The following is a 20,543-nucleotide window of genomic DNA, read 5'->3' as shown; positions in this document are numbered from 1 at the left end:
TTCCCCCATGTTTCGTCGCGGGGAGAATAGCGGCACGGCAAAGGGCCGGGTATCCGCACCGGCGAAAGTGCGGTCCCGGCCCCCGGCTCCGGGGGGCCGCCGGGGCGGCCCCGGGCCCCGGCGTCAGGCCGGAAGGATGTTCTCCGCCTGGGGGCCTTTCTGGCCCTGGCTGATGTCGAACGTGACCTTCTGGCCCTGCTGGAGTTCCCGATAGCCCTGACTGACGATGTTGGAGTAGTGGGCGAAGACGTCGGCGCCGCCGCCGTCCTGCTGGATGAAGCCGAAGCCCTTTTCCGAGTTGAACCACTTCACGATGCCGGTAGCCAAGACGATCTCCTTATGAGGGGGCGTGCGGAGGAATTCCGCGCGCCCGGGGGTGAAAAACGCGAGTGCGCCCGAGGTCGCGGACCTCAGGCGCACAAGACAAATGGGTACCAAACTGCAACCGCAAAGGACCGTAGCAGGCGAATTGCCATCGAATTGGGATTTCTCGTACGGCGATTTGCGTGATCCCGTGCCCACCGTCCGCGCCCGGCATTGTGTCCGCGTGCGCGGCGAGCGGTGCGACACAGTGCCGGTACCGGCCCGGGCGGGGCTTTCGTAGGCTCGGGGCCGCACAGCCCACGCCTCTTTCCTCCCGCACTCCCGATCAGAGGTCACGCCCGTGAGCACGCAGCCCGATCCCGCCCGTGGCGCCGCCGTGAAGGCGGCCGACCGCGCGCACGTCTTCCACTCCTGGTCCGCCCAGGGGCTCATCGACCCGCTGGCCGTGGCCGGCGCCGAGGGCTCGTACTTCTGGGACTACGACGGCAACCGCTATCTCGACTTCTCCTCGCAGCTGGTCAACACCAACATCGGCCACCAGCACCCCAAGGTCGTCGCCGCGATCCAGGAGCAGGCCGCCCGGCTGTGCACCATCGCGCCCGGCTTCGCCGTCGATGTGCGGTCCGAGGCCGCGCGGCTGGTCGCCGAGCGGACGCCCGGCGACCTGGACAAGATCTTCTTCACCAACGGCGGCGCCGAGGCGGTGGAGAACGCCGTCCGGATGGCCCGGCTGCACACCGGCCGGCCCAAGGTGCTGAGCGCCTACCGCTCGTACCACGGAGCGACGGCCGCCGCGATCAACCTCACCGGGGATCCGCGCCGTTGGGCCTCCGACACCGGCTCGGCCGGCGTGATCCACTTCTGGGCGCCCTTCCTCTACCGCTCGCCCTTCCACGCGGAGAGCGAGGAGCAGGAGTGCGAGCGGGCCCTGCGGCACCTCGAGGACACCATCGCCTTCGAGGGCCCGGCGACGATCGCCGCGATCCTCCTGGAGACCGTGCCGGGAACCGCCGGGATCATGGTCCCGCCGCCCGGCTACCTCCCGGGCGTCCGCGCGCTCTGCGACCGGTACGGCATCGTCCTCGTCCTCGACGAGGTCATGGCCGGCTTCGGGCGTACGGGCCGGTGGTTCGCCGCCGACCACTTCGGCGTCACCCCCGACCTGCTGACCTTCGCCAAGGGGGTCAACTCCGGCTATGTGCCGCTCGGCGGCGTCGCCATCTCCGCCGAGATCGCCGCCACCTTCGAGACGCGGCCCTACCCGGGCGGGCTCACCTACTCCGGGCACCCGCTCGCCTGCGCCTCCGCCGTGGCGACGATCGACGCGATGGCCGAGGAGGGCATCGTGGAGAACGCCGCGCGCATCGGCGAGGACGTCCTCGGCCCCGGCCTGCGCGAACTGGCCGAGCGCCATCCCTCGGTGGGCGAGGTGCGCGGCCTCGGCGCGTTCTGGGCGGTGGAGCTCGTCCGCGACCGCGCCACCCGCGAGCCGCTGGTGCCGTACGCGGCGACGGGCGAGGCGAACGCCCCCATGGCCGCCTTCACCGCGGCGTGCAAGGCGGCCGGCCTGTGGCCGTTCGTGAACATGAACCGCACCCACGCCGTTCCGCCGTGCACCGTCACCGCGTCGGAGGCCAAGGAGGGCCTGGCGGCCCTGGACGAGGCGCTGACGGTGGCGGACCGGTACACGGTCTGACGGCCCCCGCCGCCCCGGCGGCACGGCCCGGGGGACCGAACCGCCCGTACCCACCCGTACCGCCCAGCCCGGCGATCCGGTAGCGTTCGCCCTTCCCGTGCTCACGGCCATATCGCCCGTGACGGCCCTCGCATATCGTGGCGGGGGCCGTTCGCATGTCAAGCGCGGCGGCCAGGGGACATCGGAAAAAAGCGGAGACGGAGACCCATGCCCGGCAGCGAGACTGTCAAGCGCACCACGCTGCGCTCACAGATCGCCGAGGCGTTGCGCGACGAGGTGATCGCCGGGCGGCTCCCGGCGGGCCGGCAGTTCACCGTCAAGGAGATCGCCGAGCAGTACGGCGTCTCGGCGACGCCCGTCCGCGAGGCGCTGCTCGACCTGTGCTCGCAGGGGCTGCTCGACGTGGAGCTGCACCGCGGTTACCGGGTGCGGGAGTTCTCCTACGCCGACTTCCGCGACATGATCGAGGCCCGCACGCTGATCGTCGAGGGCATGTTCCGCCGCTCCGCCGAGCGTGCGCTGCAGGCCGCGACGCCGCAGGCGCTGGCCTCCGTGCGGCGGCGCGCGGAGGAGGCCGGACGGGCCGCGCTGGCGGGCGACCTCGACATCCTCATCGGCTACGACCTGCGCTTCTGGCGTGAGATGGCCGGGCTGGTGGGTAACCCTTACATATCGGATTTCCTGGACCGGGTCCGGGTGCAGAGCTGGATCTTCACGGTGCCGCTGCTGCGGGGCCTGGGGGACCTGCGGGGTCGGCTGTGGCACGGCCACGCCGACCTGGTGGAGGCGGTGGCGTGCCAGGACGTGGTCCGCGCGCAGCGGATCGTCGTGGCGTACAACCACCACTCGCTGGCGTTGATCGACGGCTTGACCCCTCGACCCGATCGGAATCCGACCACATAAGGTCGATGTCGCTCGCCGTCGTCGACAAACGGAATGTGATTCGCCATGAAGCCGGCACCGGCCCAGCCGTCGGATCCCTCCGAAACGGCGGCTGAGGCAGCCGTCGATCTGACGGTGGTCATCCCCGCGTACAACGAGGAGAACCGGCTCGCCCCGACGCTCACCGCGGTGCGCGCCCACCTCGAGAGCCTCGAACCCCTGAGCTGGGAGCTGATCGTCGTCGACGACGGCTCGGCCGACGGCACGGCCGCCGTCGCCGAGGCCGCCGCCGCCGAGGAGCCCCGCGTCCGGCTGCTGCGCACCCCCGCCAACCGCGGCAAGGGGCACGCCGTACGCACCGGAGTGCTCGCCTCGCGCGGCCGCCGGGTCCTGGTCACCGACGCCGACCTGGCCACCCCCATCGAGGAACTGACCCCGCTCCAAAGACGGCTGGACGAGGGCGTGGCCGCCGCCGTCGGCTCCCGGGCGCTGCCGGAATCGCGGATCGCCGTACGCCAGAACCTCGTGCGGGAGGTCATGGGGCGGCTCGGCTCCGGGCTGATACGCGCGGCCGCCGTGCCGGGCATACGGGACACCCAGTGCGGCTTCAAGCTCTTCGACGGCGACAAGGTCCGCACGGCCTTCGAGGGCTCGCGGCTCGACGGCTGGAGCTACGACGTCGAAATCCTGCGCTTCTTCCACCAGATGGCCTGGGAGGTCGCCGAAGTGCCCGTCCGTTGGGCCCATCAGCCCGGTTCCAAGGTCCGTCCGTTCGCCTATCCCACCGTCCTGGCGGACCTCGTGCGGCTGCGCTGGCGCGCGGTGCGGCCGGAGCAGATAGCCATACCCGCGATCTTCCTGGTCCTCGCCTTCTTCCTCTACGGGGGCCTGTGGGGCGGCCTCGGCGGCGCCTATCTCGCCGACTCGGGCTCCGACCAGCAGCAGTGGGAATGGTTCTTCGCGGTCACCGCCGACAACGTCGCCCACCTGCGGAACCCGCTCTTCACCGACCTGCAGAACGCCCCGCTCGGGGTGAACCTCATGGCGAACACCGCCATGCTGGGCCTGTCCGTACCGCTGGCGCCCCTCACCCTCGCCCTCGGCGCCCACGTCACCTGGGCCGTCGTGCTCACCGGCGGGCTGACCGCGACCGCCTGCTCCTGGTACTGGCTCATCGCCCGGCGCTTCGTGCGCTCCCGCTGGGCGGCCGCGCTGGGCGGCGGGTTCTGCGCCTTCGCGCCGCCGATGATCTCCCACGGCACCGCGCACCCCAACTTCGCGGTGCTCTTCATGATGCCGCTGATCATCGACCGGGCGCTGCGGCTGTGCGAGGGCAGGCGGCCCACCCGGGACGCCGTCGTCCTCGGCCTCTTCCTCGCCTACCAGGTCTTCCTCGGTGAGGAGGCGCTGCTGCTGGCCGTCACGGGCATGCTCCTGTTCGCCTTCGGCTACGCGGTCGCCTCCCCGGACGTGGCCAAGGCCGTCGCCCCGCCCCTGCTGCGCGGCCTGGGCATCGCGGCTCTGGTGGCCGTGCCGCTGGTGATGGTGCCGCTGGCCTGGCAGTTCTTCGGCCCGCAGAGCTATCGCAGCGTGCTGCACGGGCAGGTCGGCAACCACCCCATGGCGCTGCTGGAGTTCGCCACCCGCTCGCTGGCCGGCGACGAGCACGTCGCGGCCTCGCTGTCGCTCAACCGGACCGAGGAGAACGCCTTCTTCGGCTGGCCGCTCGTCGTCCTCGCCGTCGCCCTCGTCGTCCACCTGCGCGACCAGCCGCGCGTGCGCGCCCTGGGGTTCACCGCGCTGGCCGCCGCCGTGCTCTCCCTGGGCCAGAACATCCCGCTGCCCGGCACCGGCAAGACCCTGCCGGGACCGTGGCGGGTGGTGGCGCCGCTGCCCGTCTTCGAGTCGGTCATCGAGTCCCGGATGGCCATGGTCTGCGTCCCGGCCCTCGGCATCCTGCTGGCCCTCGGCTGCGACCGGCTGGTCCAACGGCGCGTCCGCAGCGAGCGCGAGAGCTCCCGCCGGATCCTCGGCGCGGCCGCGCTCGTCGTGGCCGTGCTGCCGCTGTTCCCCACGCCGTACCGCACCGTCGAGCGCGCCCCCGTGCCCGCCTTCGTCTCCGACGGCACCTGGCGGGAGTACGTACGCCCCGGCCGCTCCCTGGTGCCCGTACCGGTCCCCTCCCCGGCCGACACCACCGCACTGGGCTGGCAGATCGACGCCGGCCTCGGCTTCCGCATCCCCGGCGGCTACTTCAACGGCCCCTGGGGCCCGGAGCGCATCGGCATCTACGGGCCGCAGCCGCGCCCCACGTCCGAGCTGCTGCGCAAGGTCCGCGAGACGGGCAGGGTGCCGGTGATCAGCCCCCAGCAGCGCCGCGAGTTCGGCTGGGACCTCGACTTCTGGCGCGCCGACGTGCTCGTCCTGGCCGGTCAGGACAACGACGAGGCGCTGCGCACGGCGGTCACCGCCCTCGCGGGCCGGCAGCCGAAGCGGGCGGCCGACGTGTGGGTGTGGGACGTGCGGGCGGGCCGCTGACGCGGGCGGTGGCGGGAGGCGTCCACGGCCGTGCGGAGTGCGCGATTCCATCTGCGTCGGCCCTGTGTGACAACCGGCTGAGCGGCACTACTCTGGCCCGACCATCGCATGCCCCGACCATCGCACGAACGCGAAAACGAGAGTGAGTTCACGTGGCCTGTGACCTCTGGCTAGTGCCCCTTGTCGACGTGCTGTGCCACAGCCCCGACAACCCCTTCGCCGAGGAGATCGCCGCGTACGACAAGGCCCTCGGCGAGGCCGGACTGCCTCCCGTGCCCGTCTTCGGCTACATGCCGGGCCTCTCCGGCGACGTGGCCCCGGTCGCGGGCTTCGACTACGACGCGCTGCACTTCCTGCGCCGCGCCCACCTGCTCAACCTGTGCGGCCTTGCCGTCACCCCCGTGGATGAACTCGGCGGGGACTACGAGCAGTTGCTGGAGATGTTCGAGAGCACCGCCCAGCAGTCGCACCTCGTGTGGCACTACGACCACGCCGGGGCGTACGTCCCCGTGGACTTCGCGCATCCGCTGTACAACGACGAACTCCTCGAGGGCGGCGGCCCCTTGGGCTCCAGCCACGGACTGCTGCGCGAACTCCTCGCCGTGGCGCCCGTCCTGGGCATCGACCCGGCCAACCCGCCCGCCGCGCCCGCCGCTCCGGACCACCCGACCACCCTCGAGGAGCGCGCGGCCCCCGGCCCGCACGACGACAGCCCCTTCGCCCGGGAACGCCATGTGTGGCTGGGCCTGCACGCGGCGGCGACGCGCAGCCTGGGCCAGGGATCGATGATCGTCTTCAGCTGACGGGCGCCTCCAGCCGACGGGCGCCCCCGGTGCCGGACGGCGGCCACGGCCGTACGGCACCGGGAGCGCCCGGGGCGTGTCCTAGCGCGGCGACTCCGGCGGCCGCTGCCGGGGCATGTTCGGCCGCGTGTGCGGCGGCATCGGGAACCGCCCCACGGGCCCGTTTCCCTCGCCCCGCGGGCCCCACGCCACGAGCGACTGCGTCAGCAGCGGCGCCGGGCCCGCCCGGAACTCCACCATCCAGTCCGCCGTCTCGGCCCGTACGAGCTCGGAGACGTCCTCCGAGAAGCGCCGCAGCACGGTCAGGCAGCGCTCGGCGGCCTCGCTGGCCGTGCCCTCGGTCGGGCCGAGCACCTCGCGCACGCACTCCGACGCCCAGTCGAACTGCAGCACCTCCAGCCGCCGCTGCACCGCCTGCGCCGTGGCCACCGCCCGCATCCAGCCGGACGTCAGGCCGAAGTAGCGGTCGCAGGCCACGCAGGCCACCGCGCCCAGCAGCGCCAGGAACGCCCAGGCCGAGCCCGTGCGCAGCACCTTCGTCAGCTCCAGCAGCGGCAGCGCGGCCCCCACCAGGGCGCAGGAGGCCGCCGCCAGGCGCAGCCCGCGCGCCCAGCGGCGCTTCCAGGCGCGGTCGGTCAGGTACCAGTCGGCGAGATTGAGGGCGCCGCCCTCGACCCATCTGTACAGCTCGTCCAGCCGCTCGGCGGGCTCTCCCCAGTCCCCGAGCGGGAAGGTCCGGCCGCGCAGGTCGCCCCGGTGCTTCCCGTCCTGCTCCCGCGGGAGCCCCTCGGGCTGCATCTCAGGCTGGCTCACGCCTGCACTCCCTCTCCGCCGTGTGCGCGTCCACGCACCTCAACCGTGCTGGCAGCCTCCTTCCTACCGCCGAACGGTTGGCGTTGGGCGCAAGATCCAGCCTTTTCCGTCCGTAAGTGCGGCGCAATCAGGTATAGGAGGTCCTCGGTCTCACTCGAAAGAGTTCGCCCCGGCCGGGGCGTGGACGCCCGCGGGCGCCCGGGAGACGCGCCACGAGGCCGGTCAAGAGCCGATCAAGAGGTTCCTACGAAGAGCGGGCGGCACCCGAGTCGTGGTGATCCACAAGGCAGGCAATAGGGTGGCCCCTGTGAAGGTCCTCGTCATCGGCGGCGGCGCCCGCGAACACGCCCTGTGCCGCTCTCTGTCCCTCGACCCCGACGTCACCGCGCTCCACTGCGCCCCCGGCAACGCCGGGATCGCCGAGGTGGCCGAGGTGCATCCCGTGGACGCGCTGGACGGCGCCGCCGTCGCGGAGCTGGCCGCGTCGCTGCGCGCGGACCTCGTGGTGGTCGGCCCGGAGGCGCCGCTGGTCGCCGGCGTCGCCGACGTCCTGCGCGAGCGCGGCGTCCCCGTCTTCGGGCCGTCGGCCGAGGCGGCCCTGCTGGAGGGCTCCAAGGCGTTCGCCAAGGACGTCATGGCCTCCGCGAACGTCCCCACCGCCCGCAGCTATGTGTGCACCACGGCCGAGGAGATCGACGCGGCCCTCGACGCGTTCGGCGCGCCGTACGTCGTCAAGGACGACGGCCTGGCCGCCGGCAAGGGCGTCGTCGTCACCTCGGACGTCGTGGCCGCCCGGGAGCACGCGCTGGCGTGCGAGCGTGTGGTGATCGAGGAGTTCCTGGACGGCCCCGAGGTCTCGCTCTTCGCGATCACCGACGGCGAAACGGTCCTTCCCCTGCAGCCCGCCCAGGACTTCAAGCGCGCCCTGGACGCCGACGAGGGCCCCAACACCGGCGGCATGGGCGCCTACTCCCCGCTGCCGTGGGCCGACCCCGAGCTGGTCGACGAGGTGCTCCGGACCGTGCTCCAGCCCACCGTCGACGAGCTGCGCCGGCGCGGCACGCCGTTCTCCGGGCTGCTCTACGCGGGCCTGGCGATCACCTCGCGCGGGATGCGGGTCATCGAGTTCAACGCCCGCTTCGGCGACCCGGAGACCCAGGTCGTGCTGGCCCGCCTGCGCACCCCGCTGGCGAGCGTCCTGTTCAACGCGGCCACGGGCAACCTCGCCGCCGAGCCGCCGCTGCGCTGGAGCGACGACGCGGCCGTGACGGTCGTCATCGCCTCGCACAACTACCCCGGCACCCCACGCACCGGTGACGTGATCGAGGGCCTGGAGCGCGCGGCCGAGGTGGAGCAGGCCTACGTCCTGCACGCCGGCACCGCGCACGACGCCGAGGGCCGCGTGGTCAGCGCGGGCGGCCGGGTGCTGTCCGTCACCGCGACCGGCGCCGGCCTGGAGCAGGCCCGCACGCGCGCGTACGAGGCCGTCTCCCGCGTCCGCCTGGACGGCTCGCACCACCGGACGGACATCGCGGCGAAGGCCGCCGCGTCCGCCTGAGCCCGCCGCGACCCGCCCCCCACCCGTTCGTCGAACGCCAGTGCTGGCGGAGCGGGTGGGGACGGTGTGCGCATGGGCCTTTGCCCAAAGCCATTCCATCGAGTGACCGATCCGCCAACCGGCTGACGGGTGCCCCGACCCCAACTAGGGTGCGGCGAAGGCCTGCTGCGCGTCCGGCAACTGGCCCACCGGCATTGCGATGTCAGAGGCCGGTGCCACAGTGGGGGTGGTAAGCACCCGGGCAGCACTACAGGCGACTGGGGGTGATCGGTCTCGTGGCAGGTCCCGAAGCAGGCGTGCTGACCGCACGCGCCCGTGCCCTCGCCGTGCTGCGGGTGCGCAGCACGGCGCTGGCGGTCGCCCTGCTGCCGGCGGCGGCCGCGGTCGTACTGGCGGCGGGCTCGGCCATGGGGCGTATTCCGGACGATTCCGTCTGGGACGTGGTCCGGCCCGTCGTGAGCGCCCTCGCGGTGCTGGCGCTGGTGCTGGCCGCCGGCGTGGCCGCCGTGGTCGCGCGGGCCCGGCCGGCCCTCAGCCCCACCGTCCCGATCCCCGAGTCGACGGCCCCCGACCTCTACCGCCTGGTCCGTGACCTCGCCGAGCGGCTGGACGTCCCCGCCCCCTCCGCGATAGCCCTCACCCCCGACTGCGACAGCTGGCTGGAGGACCGTACGCATCCCGCGCACGGCCCTTCGCGCGAGCGGCCGCCGGCGCGCCGCCGGGCCGGGGACGCGCCGGTGCTGGTGATCGGCTCGCCGTTCCTGTGGTGGATGCGCGTCGCCGAGCTGCGCGCCCTGCTCGCCCCCGTGGTGGCGGGCACGGGCCCGGCCGCCCACCCCGACATAGCGGCCGCCCGCCGCTTCGTCCGCGGCCTGGACGCCGCCGTGGCGGTGGCGGCCGGGCGGCCGCTGCTCGCGTTCGTGGGCTGGGCCGCCCGGCTGCTGCTGCGCTCCTGCCGCGACCACGCCGCCGAGATGGAGCGGGGGGTGGCGGCGGCCGCCTCCGAGCGCGCCCAGGCGGTCGACTACGGCCTGCGGATCGTCGCCCAGGAACAGGTCGGCCTCGCCTACGCCGGCTGGGACCGGCTGCTGAACCGCGTCGCGCTGCCCGCCTGGCGCATGGGCCGCTGGCCCTCGCGCCTCGACGCGGGCGTCGTCTCCGCGCTGACCGAGCTCTCCCGGCGCGACCGGCTGGCGGAGGGCTTCGCCTCCCGGCTGGGCGAGCGGCCCGCGTGCGACCTGCTCGAGGAGCCCGGCCTCATCGACGAGGCCGCGTCCCTGCTGGCCGCCCGCCTCTTCCACGGCGGCCCGCCCGAGCCCGGCCCCGACTGGTCGCCCGTCAGCTGGAGCCAGTACCCGGAGGAGGTCGTGGACCGCAAATGGCGGCTGGAGGCCGCCCGGCTGCACCGCGTCCTGGACGACATCGCGCCCCGCGCGCTGCCCGGCCTCCCGGACGCCGGGCGGACCCCCCTCGTGCCGGACCCCACGCCCGCGGCGCCCACGGTCGCCCGGGTCCTCGAGCGCCTCACCGGCCCGGCCGGCGGCGGGGTGGGCGAGGAGCTGGGGGTGCGGCTGAGCGCGGAGGTCGCCCGCGAGGCGGCCCGGGAGGAGCGGGTGGCCGAGCGGGGCGGGCTCGGCGCCTCGGCCGGCTCCTGGATCGACGGCCTGGCCCCCCTGTTCCCGCTGCAGCCGCCGCGCAGCGGCCGCGAGCTGCTCGCCGACCATGTGACGGCCATGGTGTGCTGCGCCGCCGTCGACACCGCCGGGGCCGTGCCCGGCCTGGACTGGCTGGACGGGCCCGCCCTGCTGATCGGCGGCGCCCGCCGCGCCGATCTGGCCCGTACGGTCCTGAGCCTGATCGAGGACGGCGACGGCGAGCCCCTGCGTGCCTGGCTGGGGGAGATCGGGGTGCGGCCGGAGAAGCCCGTCCGGCTGGGCTGAGGGCTCCGGCAGCGTCTCCGCCCCGCCGTCACGGACGGTGAAGCGGTGACGCTGCGTGGAGGCCGAGCCATCACTTCCGGGGAATTTGCCGACGAACAGTGACGAGCCGGGTGTGTCCTGTGATCTGCTGGGAAACCGAATAGGTATGCGGTGATCCAGGGGAGGGAGAGCGCACATGGGGACGGAGCAGGTCCGGCGCTGGGAATCCGGGGCACTCGCGCACGCCGTCTCCGATCCCTTCGGACAAGGGCCACTGCCCTGGCTGCGCGGTGGCGAGTACTACTTCGACGGCACCGGCCAGATCATCCCCTGGTACGTCGACCCCGTCGTCGCCCCGGCCGGCGCGCGCGTCCCGCCGCCGCGCAGGCCCGGGCCGCGCACCGCCGACGACGTCCACTGCCAGATCAAGGGCTTCGCCACCGACAGCGCGGTGGCCCCCGGAGAGGCCGTGGACTTCCGGATCACCGTGGATCCCCCGCAGCAGTTCTCCGTCGACATCTACCGCATCGGCCACTACGGGGGCGTCGGCGCCGCGAAGATCACGACGAGCCCCCGGCTGTCGGGCATCGTCCAGCCGCCGCCGCTCACCGCGGACCGCACGGTCTCCTGTCACCACTGGTGGCTGTCCTGGCGGCTGCAGATCCCCAGCTTCTGGAGCACCGGCGCCTATGTCGCCGTCCTCACCACCGCCGACGGCTACCGCAGCCACATCCCCTTCACCGTCCGCGACAGCACCCCCGCCGACCTGCTGCTCGTCCTGCCCGACATCACCTGGCAGGCCTACAACCTCTATCCCGAGGACGGCCGGACCGGCGCCAGCCTCTACCACGCCTGGGGCGAGGACGGCCGGCTGCTCGGCGAGGAGGGCGCGGCCACCACCGTCTCCTTCGACCGCCCCTACGCCGGCGCCGGGCTGCCGCTGCACGTGGGCCACGCCTACGACTTCATCCGCTGGGCCGAGCGCTACGGCTACGGCCTCGCCTACGCCGAGACCCGCGACCTGCACGCAGGGCGAATCGATCCGGCACGCTACCGGGGCCTCGTCTTCCCCGGCCACGACGAGTACTGGTCGCCCGCCATGCGCCACGCCGTCGAGAACGCCCGCGACTGCGGCACCTCGCTGGTCTTCCTCTCCTCCAACACCATGTACTGGCAGGTCGAGCTCGCCCCCTCGCCGGCCGGCACCGACCACCTGCTGACCTGCCGCAAGCGCCGGGGCCCCGGCCGCTCGGCGCTGTGGCGCGAGATGTCGCCCCCCGAGCAGCAGCTGCTCGGCATCCAGTACGCCGGCCGCGTCCCCGAACCCGCCCCGCTGGTCGTCCGCAACGCCGACCACTGGCTGTGGGAGGCCACGGGCGCCGGCGAGGGCGACGAGCTGTCCGGCCTCGTCGCGGGCGAGGCCGACCGCTATTTCCCCCGTACGGCCCTGCCCGAGCACACCCGTCGCATCCTGCTGGCCCACTCCCCGTACGAGGACGGCGAGGGCACCAGACGCCACCAGGAGACCTCCCTGTACCGCGCCCCCAGCGGGGCCCTGGTCTTCGCCTCCGGCACCTTCGCCTGGTCCCCGGCCCTGGACCGGCCCGGCCATGTGGACCCCCGGATCCAGCGGGCCACGGCCAATCTCCTGGACCGCATCTGCAAACGCGCCTGACCCCCGGCGGAGCCGCGCGCCGCCGTACGGCAGAATCGGGGTGTTTGGACAAACCACCAGGAGGACGCGTGTCCGGATTCGTCGAGAAGCCCAAGCCCGTCGAGGTCCCGGGCCTGACGCACCTGCACACCGGCAAGGTCCGCGACCTCTACCGCGACGAGGCCGGCCGGCTGGTGATGGTCGCCAGCGACCGCATGTCCGCCTACGACTGGGTGCTGCCCACGGAGATCCCCGACAAGGGGCGCGTCCTCACCCAGCTGTCCCTGTGGTGGTTCGACCGCCTGCGCGACCTCATCCCGCACCACGTGCTCTCCGACGAGCTGCCCGCCGGCGCCCCCGCCGACTGGGCCGGGCGCACCCTGGTCTGCCGCTCGCTGGAGATGATCCCGGTCGAGTGCGTCGCCCGCGGCTACCTCACCGGCTCCGGCCTCGTGGAGTACGAGCAGACCCGCACCGTCTGCGGGCTCGCCCTCCCCGAGGGCCTGGTCAACGGCTCCGAGCTGCCCCAGCCGATCTTCACCCCGGCGACCAAGGCCGAGGTCGGCGAGCACGACGAGAACGTCTCCTACGAGGAGACCGCCCGCCGCGTCGGCGCCGAGACCGCCGCCATGCTCCGCCAGACGACCCTGGCCGTCTACAGCCGCGCCCGCGACATCGCCCGCGACCGGGGCATCATCCTGGCCGACACCAAGTTCGAGTTCGGCTGGGCGGACGGCGACCTGGTCCTCGCGGACGAGGTGCTCACCCCCGACTCCTCCCGCTTCTGGCCCGCCGACTCCTGGGAGCCGGGCCGCGCCCAGCCCTCCTTCGACAAGCAGTTCGTCCGCGACTGGCTGTCCTCGCCGGCCTCGGGCTGGGACCGCAACGGCCAGCTCCCGCCGCCGGAGCTGCCGGCGGAGATCGTCGAGCGCACCCGCGCGAAGTACGTCGAGGCGTACGAGCGCCTGACCGGCTCGAAGTGGGCGTAGCGGCGCCGACCGGGCGGCTGTGAGGGCCCTCGTGGCGGTAAGGGCCCTCTCTAAGAGCTCTCTCAGACAGCGCATGCCATCGTGGGGGCACGCACAAGATCCCGTACCCCCGCCGGAGGCGCGATGGCCGAGACGCCGACGTCCGTACTGGTCGTGGACGACGACCCCGACGTACGGGCAGCCGTCGTCGACAGCCTGACCGTCGAGGGCTACGCCGTGCGCTCGGCCGCCGACGGGCTGGAGGCCCTCTCCGCCGTCGCGAGCGCACCGCCGGGAGCCATCGTGCTCGACCTCGCCATGCCCGTGCTCGACGGCCTCGCCGTCTGCCGGCGGCTGCGCGAGCTCGGCGACCGGACCCCGGTCCTCGTCCTGACCGCCCGCGACACCGTCTCCGACCGCGTCGCGGGCCTGGACGCCGGGGCCGACGACTATCTGGTCAAGCCCTTCGCGCTGGACGAGCTGCTCGCCCGCCTGCGGGCCCTGCTGCGCCGCGCGGCCCCCGCCGAACCGGTGGGGGAGGAGCGGGAGTTGGCCTTCGCGGACCTGCGCGTCGACCCCGTCACCCGGACCGGAGAGCGCGCCGGGCTCGCCCTGGAGTTCACCCGGACCGAGTTCGCGCTGCTGGAGGTGTTGCTGCGGCACCCGGGACAGGTGCTGCCGCGCGAGGTGATCCAGGAGCGCGTCTGGGGCGCGGACTTCGGCCCCGAGTCCAACTCCCTCGCCGTCTACGTCGGCTACCTCCGGCGCAAGCTCGAGGCGTCCGGCGCGCCCCGCCTCGTGCACACCGTCCACGGCGTCGGCTACCGGCTGGCCCAGCGGTGAGCCGCCGCACCGGCCCCCTCGGCCGCAGGCCGCTGCGCACCCGCCTGACGCTCGTCACCTCCGCCGCCGTGGCGCTCGTCGCCCTGGGCGTGCTGGCCGGCGCCTATGTGGTCATCCGCTACGAACTCGTGCGCCAGCTGGACCTCCAGCTCAAGCAGCAGGCCGGGCTCGTCGCCCAGCAGAGCCGCGGCGGCGCCGACCAGGGTGTGCTCTACGACCAGTGCGCCTGGCGGGCCGCCCCCGCCTGCGCCCAGATCGTCCGCGCCGACCCGGCGGCCCCCGGCCAGAACGGCCTGGTGCTGCCCGTCACCGGCGCGACCCGCCGGGTCGCGGCCGGCACCCTCGGCGCGTACTACAGCGACATCACCCACCACGGCCGTCCCATGAGGATGCTGACCACCCCGGTCCCCGGCCGGGACGGGCGCGCCCTGCAGGTGGCGGCCCGCTCCGACAGCGTCGACCAGAGCGTGGAACAGGCCGGGCTCTACCTCGGCGGGGTCGGCGCCGTCGGGGTCCTCCTCGCGGCGGCGCTGGGCCACCTCGCCGCGCGCACCTCGCTGCGGCCCGTCACCCGCCTGACCGCCACCGCCGAGCGCATCGCCGCCACCCGCGACCCCGCCCACCGCATCGAGCTGCCGCCCTATGAGGCACGCCGCCAGGACGAGATCACCCGCCTCGCCACCAGCTTCAACACCATGCTCGGCGAGCTGGAGGAGGCCGTCGCCGCCCAGCGCCGGCTCGTCGCCGACGCCTCCCACGAGCTGCGCACCCCGCTCACCGCGCTGCGCACCAACGCCGAGCTGCTCGCCCGCGCCGACCGGCTCTCCACCGCCCAGCGCGAGCGGGCCTCGGACGCCCTCGGCCGCCAGCTGCGCGAGGTGACGGGCATGGTCAACGACCTCATCGAGCTGGCCCGCGACGAGGAACCCCAGCAGCTGGTCGAACAGGTGCGGCTGGACCTGCTCGCCGAGCGCTGCGTGGCCGACGCCCGCGGCCACTGGCCGGCCACGCTCTTCACGGCCGACCTGGCCGGGGCCACCGTCCCCGGCGTGCCCGCCCGGCTCGCCCGGCTGCTGTCCAACCTGCTGGACAACGCGGCCAAGTTCAGCCCGGCCGGCGCCATGGTCGAGGTGCGCCTCGCCCGCACGGACGGCACCCTCGACCTCACCGTCCGCGACCACGGCCCCGGCATCTCGGACGAGGACCTGCCGCACGTCTTCGACCGCTTCTACCGCTCCCGCCAGGCCCGCGCCCTGCCGGGCTCCGGCCTGGGCCTGGCCATGGCACGCCAGATCGCCCGCGCCCACGGCGCCGAGCTCACGGCGGAACAGGCCGGCACGGGCGGCGCCCTCTTCCGCCTGAGCTTCCCTGCCTCCGAACCTCGCTGACACCGGGAACGACCGGGGAAAGACCCGGGGAACGCCGAAGGCCCCGGTCGTTCCCGACCGGGGCCTTCGTTCTCTGAGCGGACGACGAGACTCGAACTCGCGACATCCACCTTGGCAAGGTGGTGCTCTACCAACTGAGCTACGTCCGCATTCGCCCCGCGCTCTCGTGCGGTGCGGGTACCACTATAGCCAACCCTGAGCGCGTGCGATGCGCGCCGCCGCATGACGGTTCTCCGCGCCCAGCTTCGCGGCCGCCGAGGAGAGGTAATTGCGGACCGTCCCGGGTGTCAGCGAAGCCTTCCGCGCGATCTCCGCGATGGGCGCGCCGTCCTCGGCCAGCTCGAGCAGTTCCGCCTCGCGCGCGGACAGCGGGGAGTCCCCGGCGCTGATCGCGTCGGCCGCCAACTCCGGGTCCACGTAGCGGCTTCCGCCGTGCACGGTACGGATGATCTCGGCGAGCCGCTGGGCCGAGACGGTCTTGGGCACGAACCCCCGCACCCCCGCCTCCAGGGCCCGCTTCAGGTGCCCGGGGCGGCCGTGACCCGTCACGATCATGGCGCGGCAGGAGGGGAGTTCGGACCGCAGCGATGTGGCGACCGTCACACCGTCCGCCCCTGGCATCTGGAGATCCAGTACGGCTACGTCCGGCCGGTGGCACCGGGCCATCGCCAGCGCCTCCGGTCCGGACGCGGCCTCGGCCACCACCTGGAGATCGTCCTCGAGCCCGAGGAGGGCGGCCAGCGCCCCCCGGATCAGGTGCTCGTCGTCGGCGAGCATCACGCGGATCGTCATGCGCCCGTCCTGTCCACCGTGAGGCCGTCCGGCTCACGGGCGTCAGGGGGCGCGGCCCCCTGCGAGCGAGCAGGCACCTCCGACGTCTCCAGCGGTGCCGAACCGCGCTCCGCACCCGCCGCCGGCGAGGCGACCGGCACCTTCGCCGACAGCCGGAACGTCTCGTTCGAGCCGTACTCGTACGACACCGTCCCCCCGAGCGCCGTCAGGCGCTCCCGCAGACCGGCGAGGCCGGAGCCGGCACCGTCCGGAGCGGCCGGCCGCACGCCGTTGTTCTCCACCGTCAGCACGGCCAGCCCCTCCCTCTGGCGCAGCCGCACGGCGCAGCGCCCCGCGTCCGAGTGCCGCAGCACGTTCGTCGTGGCCTCGCGCACCACCCAGGCCAGCGCCGACTGGACCTGCCGCGGCAGCTCGTCGGCGGCGGTGTCGTCCATGCGGCACTCGATGCCGGCGGCGGCCAGGATGCCGCGGGCCCCGACCAGTTCCGTGTGCAGGTCGGCCTCGCGGTAGCCGCGGACGACCTCGCGCAGCTCGCGCTGGGAGTCCTGGGCGATCCGCTGCACCTCCGCCATCTGCGCCGAGGCCGTGTCCGAGCCCCGTCGCGAAAGCTGCTCGGCGAGTTCGCTCTTGAGCGCGATCGCGGCGAGGTTGCGGCCCAGGATGTCGTGCATGTCGCGGGAGAACCGCAGCCGCTCCTCCGCGACGGCGAGCCGCGACTGCACCGCGCGGGCCGCGTCGAGCTCCCAGATGATGGAGAGCATCCATCCCGAGACCCGCGCCATCAGCGCGACCCAGCCGCTGACGAAGAGCGCGCCGAAGGCCACCCCCGTCAGCGCCGGAGCGTCCGCTCCCATCACGCCGAACGGCACGGTCGCGACCAACGAACCGGCCGTGCACAGCCCGAAGTAGGTCCGCTTGCGCACCACCAGGCACAGAGCCCCCAGCGGCGCCACCGTCAGGCCCATGAACATCGTGGACCCGAGCTGACCGAGGTTCCCGTCGCTGACGGCCAGCAGTCGCGCGAAGAGGCACAGCGCCAGCACCAGCAGGACGAACGAGAAGACCAGCCGCCCCCACAGGGCGGTCGTCTCCTTGCGCAGGTAGCGGTCGAGGGCCCGCCGGATCAGACCGATGCCGAACGTGGCCTGCAGGGCACCCACGACGATCAGGGAGACGGCGAGCGCCCGAGGCAGGGGCCGGGGCCCCGCGAGACTCACCAGGCCCCCCGCCTCGAGCACCAGGAAGAACCACGGGACGACGTACAGCGCACTGCGCGTATAGAGATCGATCTGCTCGAGCCTGCTCCGGCTCCGAAAGATGCGCACCCGATGGATCATGCGCCGTCACCCCCGATGTTTCCCCAGCTCAGCGCCGTGGTTCCCAGCGGAACCACCGCCGTACAGCAAACACCCCGACGATCACCCAGACCAAGGCGGCCCCCAGCCGGCCCAGGATCTCGGCCGTGCTCGCCCCGCCCAGCCAGCCGGTGCGCATCAGCTCGACGACCGGTGTCATGGGCAGCACCTCGCAGAACCGCGCCAGGGCCTCGGGCATCGCCGCCAGCGGCCAGAACATCCCCGAGCCCAGCATCGAGACCATCGCCAGCGGCATCGCCGCGAGCTGCGCGCTCTCCGAGGTCCGGGCGAGGGCCGTGGACGCGGCGGCCAGCGCGGCGAGCAGGACGATGCCCAGCAGCACGCCCACGAGCAGCAGATCGGGGCGCGCGGGGGCGGGCATGTCCAGCCAGACCGAGCCCGCCACGACCAGCAGCACGCACTGCGCCAGGGCGATCGCCGCGGAGGGCAGCGCGGCGCCCGCGAGGATCTCCGCGTCGCCCGTCTCCCCGGTGCGCAGCCGCTTGAGCACCAGTTCCTCGCGGCGGGCGGTGTAGGCGCTCATGAGGTGGTAGTAGACGACGAAGAGCAGGACGTATCCGAAGGCGCCGGTCATGGTCACTTCCTTCACCGACAGTCCGGTGGCCTCCAGGTCCAGGTTCTTCGTGCCCGAGCGCATCGCGTAGACCATGAAGACGGGCATCAACAAGGTGATGTACAGCGCCGACTTGTTGCGGAGGAGGAGGGTCAGCTCGGCCCGCCCCAGCGCCAGTGCCCGTCCCGCGACCGTCGTCGAGCTCGTCGGGACCCCCGTACCCGTCGTGCCCGCCGGCCTCATGCCGTTGCCCGCCATCACTCGCCCCTCCCCGCCGTCGTGCCCGCTATCGCGAGGAACGCCTCTTCCAGCGAGGCGGTCCGCGCGTCGAGCCCGTCCAGCTCGATGTCCTTCTCCCGCGCCCAGACCAGCAGTCCGGTGAGGGTCCGCTGCAGCTCCTTCGTCTGCAGCTCGATCCGCCCGGCGCCCTCCTCGTGCCGCAGGACGCCCAGCGCGGCCAGCGGCGGCAGGTCCCCGACGAACCATCCGTCCGGCATCGCGAAGCGGATCCGCGCCGGATACCCGCCGATCACCTCCGCGGGCGTCCCGCCCGCCACGATCCGCCCCTCGCGCATGATCGCCAGCCGGTCGGCCAGCGCCTCGGCCTCTTCCAGGTAGTGGGTGGTCAGCAGCACCGTCGTGCCCTCGTCGCGGAGTGCGCGCACCAACTCCCACGTCATGTGCCGCGCCTCGGGGTCGAGGCCGGTCGTGGGCTCGTCGAGGAAGAGCACCTCGGGACGCCCGAGCAGGGCCAGCGCGAGGTCCAGCCGCCGCCGCTCGCCGCCCGAGAGCTGCTTGATACGGACGTCCCGGCGGTCCGTGAGCTGTACGAGGGCGAGCGCCTCGCCGACGGGCCGCGCACCCGTCGTGCACCCCGCCCACATCGTGACCGTCTCCGCGACGGTCAGCTCGGAGGGGAAGCCGCCCTCCTGGAGCATCACCCCGATCCGTGGGCGCACCGCGCGCCGTTCCTCGTACGGATCGTGGCCCAGCACCCGCACCCGGCCCTCCGTGGGCCGCGCGAGGCCCTCCAGAAGCTCGACCGTGGAGGTCTTCCCCGCGCCGTTCGTCCCCAGCAGGGCGAACAACTCGCCCCGCCGCACGGTGAAGGAGACGCCCCGCACCGCTTCGAAACCACCGTCCCCTGACTGCCCGTACCTACGCCGCAGCCCTGAGACCTCGATCACACTCGCGCCGAAGTCCATGCTTCAAGGCTCCCGGCCCGCGCGGCTCCGGATCAGTGCGGCCTGTCATGACTTCGGATGACGAATGTCATCGGGCCGGCCCGGCGGGTGTCCGCGGGTACCGGGAAACGCCGAAGGCCCCGGTCGTTCCCGACCGGGGCCTTCGTTCTCTGAGCGGACGACGAGACTCGAACTCGCGACATCCACCTTGGCAAGGTGGTGCTCTACCAACTGAGCTACGTCCGCATACTTCCGCTCGACAGCTTCTCGAAGAGAGGGCCGCCGTGCGGTGCGTGCACCACTGTACCTGATCCACCGGAGTGGTCGGTAAGCGATGAGAGCGGGTGACAGGAATCGCACACTGCGCCTCCCCCTTGGAAAGGGGGCGCTCTACTACTGAGCTACACCCGCATGACCATCCACCCGAGCCACGTACGTGACTTGGTCGGACGTTCAGAGCGGGTGACAGGAATCGCACACTGCGCCTCCCTCTTGGAAAGAGGGCGCTCTACTACTGAGCTACACCCGCGCGTCCATCCACCCGGCCACATACGTGGACGGTTGGACGGTCAGAGCGGGTGACAGGAATCGCACACTGCGCCTCCCCCTTGGAAAGGGGGCGCTCTACTACTGAGCTACACCCGCATGACCCCGAAGTTCCGGCTGGTTTCCCGGCCTTGCCCCTCGGCGTGATCCAGACTCTAGCTGATCATCCGGGGTGCTTGGCAAGTCGGACCGGAGGAAGCTGTTCCACCCGTTCGGCCGACAGGCCGCCCGGGCGGACCTCGACGTTCCGCCCGGCGGCCTCCCCGGCCTTCCGTAGGCCCTGCCGGGCCCGGGCGCCCGGCCTCAGGCCGCCTCGTTGAACGCCTCGTAGACCTTCTTGGGGATCCGGCCGCGGGGCGGGACCTCCATGCCGTGCGAGCGGGCCCAGGCCCGTACCGCGGCGGGGTCGGGCGCCACGGCCGTGCGGCGGTACGTCTTGCCCGAGCGGGAGTGCTTGCGGCCGGCCTCCACGTAAGGGGCGAGGACGGTTCGCAGTTTCTTCGCATTGGCAGTGTTCAGGTCGATCTCGTACGACTTGCCGTCGATCCCGAACATGACGGTCTCCGCGGCTTCCCCGCCGTCGATGTCGTCGGAGAGTGTGACCACTACGCGCTGCGCCACGGAAATGGGTCCTTTCGGCCGGTATCACCGCGTTGACCTGCGGTGACATGAGGGTTGCGGTTGTTCTCGGTCAATACGTATTCAC

General features: G+C 73.1%; 17 protein-coding genes and 5 tRNA genes. 10 read left to right on the top strand and 12 right to left on the bottom strand.

Annotation, left to right across the window (positions count from 1 at the left end):
- Nucleotides 1-123: 123 nt before the first annotated feature.
- A complete protein-coding gene (locus tag J1792_RS05265; protein WP_086566126.1) occupies nucleotides 124-327 on the bottom strand; it encodes a cold-shock protein in 204 nt (67 codons plus the stop codon).
- A gap of 337 nt (nucleotides 328-664) precedes the next feature.
- Here J1792_RS05265 and J1792_RS05260 point away from each other — a divergent pair, with 337 nt between their 5' ends.
- The 4 genes from J1792_RS05260 to J1792_RS05245 all read left to right on the top strand — a co-directional run bounded on the left by J1792_RS05260 (nucleotide 665) and on the right by J1792_RS05245 (nucleotide 6,243).
- Nucleotides 665-2,020, top strand: coding sequence for an aspartate aminotransferase family protein (locus J1792_RS05260; RefSeq protein WP_086566125.1), 1,356 nt, complete (start codon nucleotides 665-667; stop codon nucleotides 2,018-2,020).
- A gap of 207 nt (nucleotides 2,021-2,227) precedes the next feature.
- Entirely contained in the window at nucleotides 2,228-2,923 is a 696-nt protein-coding gene (locus J1792_RS05255; protein ID WP_086566124.1) for a GntR family transcriptional regulator, read from the top strand.
- Between the two features lie 45 nt (nucleotides 2,924-2,968).
- Complete coding sequence (locus J1792_RS05250) at nucleotides 2,969-5,440, top strand: dolichyl-phosphate beta-glucosyltransferase (RefSeq protein ID WP_207246715.1); 2,472 nt, start codon at nucleotides 2,969-2,971, stop codon at nucleotides 5,438-5,440.
- A gap of 152 nt (nucleotides 5,441-5,592) precedes the next feature.
- Nucleotides 5,593-6,243, top strand: coding sequence for a putative DNA-mimic protein (locus J1792_RS05245; protein WP_086566122.1), 651 nt, complete (start codon nucleotides 5,593-5,595; stop codon nucleotides 6,241-6,243).
- Between the two features lie 81 nt (nucleotides 6,244-6,324).
- Here the strand turns inward: J1792_RS05245 and J1792_RS05240 are convergent, their stop codons facing one another.
- Nucleotides 6,325-7,041, bottom strand: coding sequence for an SLATT domain-containing protein (locus J1792_RS05240; RefSeq protein ID WP_086566121.1), 717 nt, complete (start codon nucleotides 7,039-7,041; stop codon nucleotides 6,325-6,327).
- Between the two features lie 322 nt (nucleotides 7,042-7,363).
- Here J1792_RS05240 and purD point away from each other — a divergent pair, with 322 nt between their 5' ends.
- The 6 genes from purD (at nucleotide 7,364) to J1792_RS05210 (ending at nucleotide 15,386) form a co-directional block, all read left to right on the top strand.
- On the top strand, nucleotides 7,364-8,614 hold the full coding sequence (gene purD / locus J1792_RS05235; RefSeq protein WP_086566120.1) for a phosphoribosylamine--glycine ligase: 1,251 nt from the start codon (nucleotides 7,364-7,366) through the stop codon (nucleotides 8,612-8,614).
- A 266-nt stretch (nucleotides 8,615-8,880) separates the two neighbouring features.
- The gene (locus tag J1792_RS05230) at nucleotides 8,881-10,554 is read left to right on the top strand and encodes a hypothetical protein (protein ID WP_245872091.1); all 1,674 of its coding nucleotides are present in this window, start codon (nucleotides 8,881-8,883) and stop codon (nucleotides 10,552-10,554) included.
- 175 nt (nucleotides 10,555-10,729) lie between these two features.
- Nucleotides 10,730-12,208 carry a N,N-dimethylformamidase beta subunit family domain-containing protein gene (locus tag J1792_RS05225; RefSeq protein ID WP_086566118.1) on the top strand — a complete coding sequence of 493 codons (1,479 nt, stop codon included), beginning with the start codon at nucleotides 10,730-10,732 and terminating at the stop codon, nucleotides 12,206-12,208.
- Between the two features lie 68 nt (nucleotides 12,209-12,276).
- Nucleotides 12,277-13,176, top strand: a complete 900-nt coding sequence (locus tag J1792_RS05220; protein WP_086566117.1) for a phosphoribosylaminoimidazolesuccinocarboxamide synthase — start codon at nucleotides 12,277-12,279, stop codon at nucleotides 13,174-13,176.
- A 123-nt stretch (nucleotides 13,177-13,299) separates the two neighbouring features.
- Entirely contained in the window at nucleotides 13,300-13,998 is a 699-nt protein-coding gene (locus J1792_RS05215; protein WP_086566116.1) for a response regulator transcription factor, read from the top strand.
- Complete coding sequence (locus tag J1792_RS05210) at nucleotides 13,995-15,386, top strand: sensor histidine kinase (RefSeq protein WP_242705417.1); 1,392 nt, start codon at nucleotides 13,995-13,997, stop codon at nucleotides 15,384-15,386. Before J1792_RS05215 ends, J1792_RS05210 begins: the two co-directional genes overlap by 4 nt.
- 76 nt (nucleotides 15,387-15,462) lie before the next feature.
- Here J1792_RS05210 and J1792_RS05205 read toward each other — a convergent pair.
- From J1792_RS05205 to J1792_RS05165, 10 genes are all read right to left on the bottom strand, one after another.
- Nucleotides 15,463-15,535 (bottom strand) — tRNA-Gly (locus tag J1792_RS05205).
- Nucleotides 15,536-15,569: 34 nt separating this feature from the next.
- Nucleotides 15,570-16,178 (bottom strand): response regulator transcription factor, encoded by a 609-nt coding sequence (locus J1792_RS05200; protein WP_086566115.1) that lies wholly within the window; start codon nucleotides 16,176-16,178, stop codon nucleotides 15,570-15,572.
- Nucleotides 16,175-17,503 carry a sensor histidine kinase gene (locus J1792_RS35315; RefSeq protein ID WP_207246714.1) on the bottom strand — a complete coding sequence of 443 codons (1,329 nt, stop codon included), beginning with the start codon at nucleotides 17,501-17,503 and terminating at the stop codon, nucleotides 16,175-16,177. The genes J1792_RS05200 and J1792_RS35315 overlap by 4 nt, the downstream gene beginning before the upstream one ends.
- A gap of 40 nt (nucleotides 17,504-17,543) precedes the next feature.
- Entirely contained in the window at nucleotides 17,544-18,365 is an 822-nt protein-coding gene (locus J1792_RS05190; RefSeq protein WP_242645443.1) for an ABC transporter permease, read from the bottom strand.
- Nucleotides 18,365-19,312, bottom strand: a complete 948-nt coding sequence (locus tag J1792_RS33865) for an ABC transporter ATP-binding protein (RefSeq protein WP_242645442.1) — start codon at nucleotides 19,310-19,312, stop codon at nucleotides 18,365-18,367. The genes J1792_RS05190 and J1792_RS33865 overlap by 1 nt, the downstream gene beginning before the upstream one ends.
- 152 nt (nucleotides 19,313-19,464) lie before the next feature.
- Nucleotides 19,465-19,537: transfer RNA gene (locus J1792_RS05185), tRNA-Gly, on the bottom strand.
- A gap of 93 nt (nucleotides 19,538-19,630) precedes the next feature.
- Nucleotides 19,631-19,702, bottom strand: a tRNA-Gly gene (locus J1792_RS05180).
- A gap of 46 nt (nucleotides 19,703-19,748) precedes the next feature.
- Nucleotides 19,749-19,820: transfer RNA gene (locus J1792_RS05175), tRNA-Gly, on the bottom strand.
- A gap of 44 nt (nucleotides 19,821-19,864) precedes the next feature.
- Nucleotides 19,865-19,936: transfer RNA gene (locus tag J1792_RS05170), tRNA-Gly, on the bottom strand.
- A 204-nt stretch (nucleotides 19,937-20,140) separates the two neighbouring features.
- Nucleotides 20,141-20,458: a histone-like nucleoid-structuring protein Lsr2 gene (locus J1792_RS05165; protein ID WP_086566112.1), complete on the bottom strand. Its 318-nt coding sequence runs from the start codon at nucleotides 20,456-20,458 to the stop codon at nucleotides 20,141-20,143.
- Nucleotides 20,459-20,543: the final 85 nt, after the last annotated feature.

This window comes from Streptomyces triculaminicus (assembly GCF_017349075.1).
Taxonomy (GTDB): domain Bacteria; phylum Actinomycetota; class Actinomycetes; order Streptomycetales; family Streptomycetaceae; genus Streptomyces; species Streptomyces triculaminicus.
This window is presented reverse-complemented; position numbering and strand designations above follow the sequence as displayed.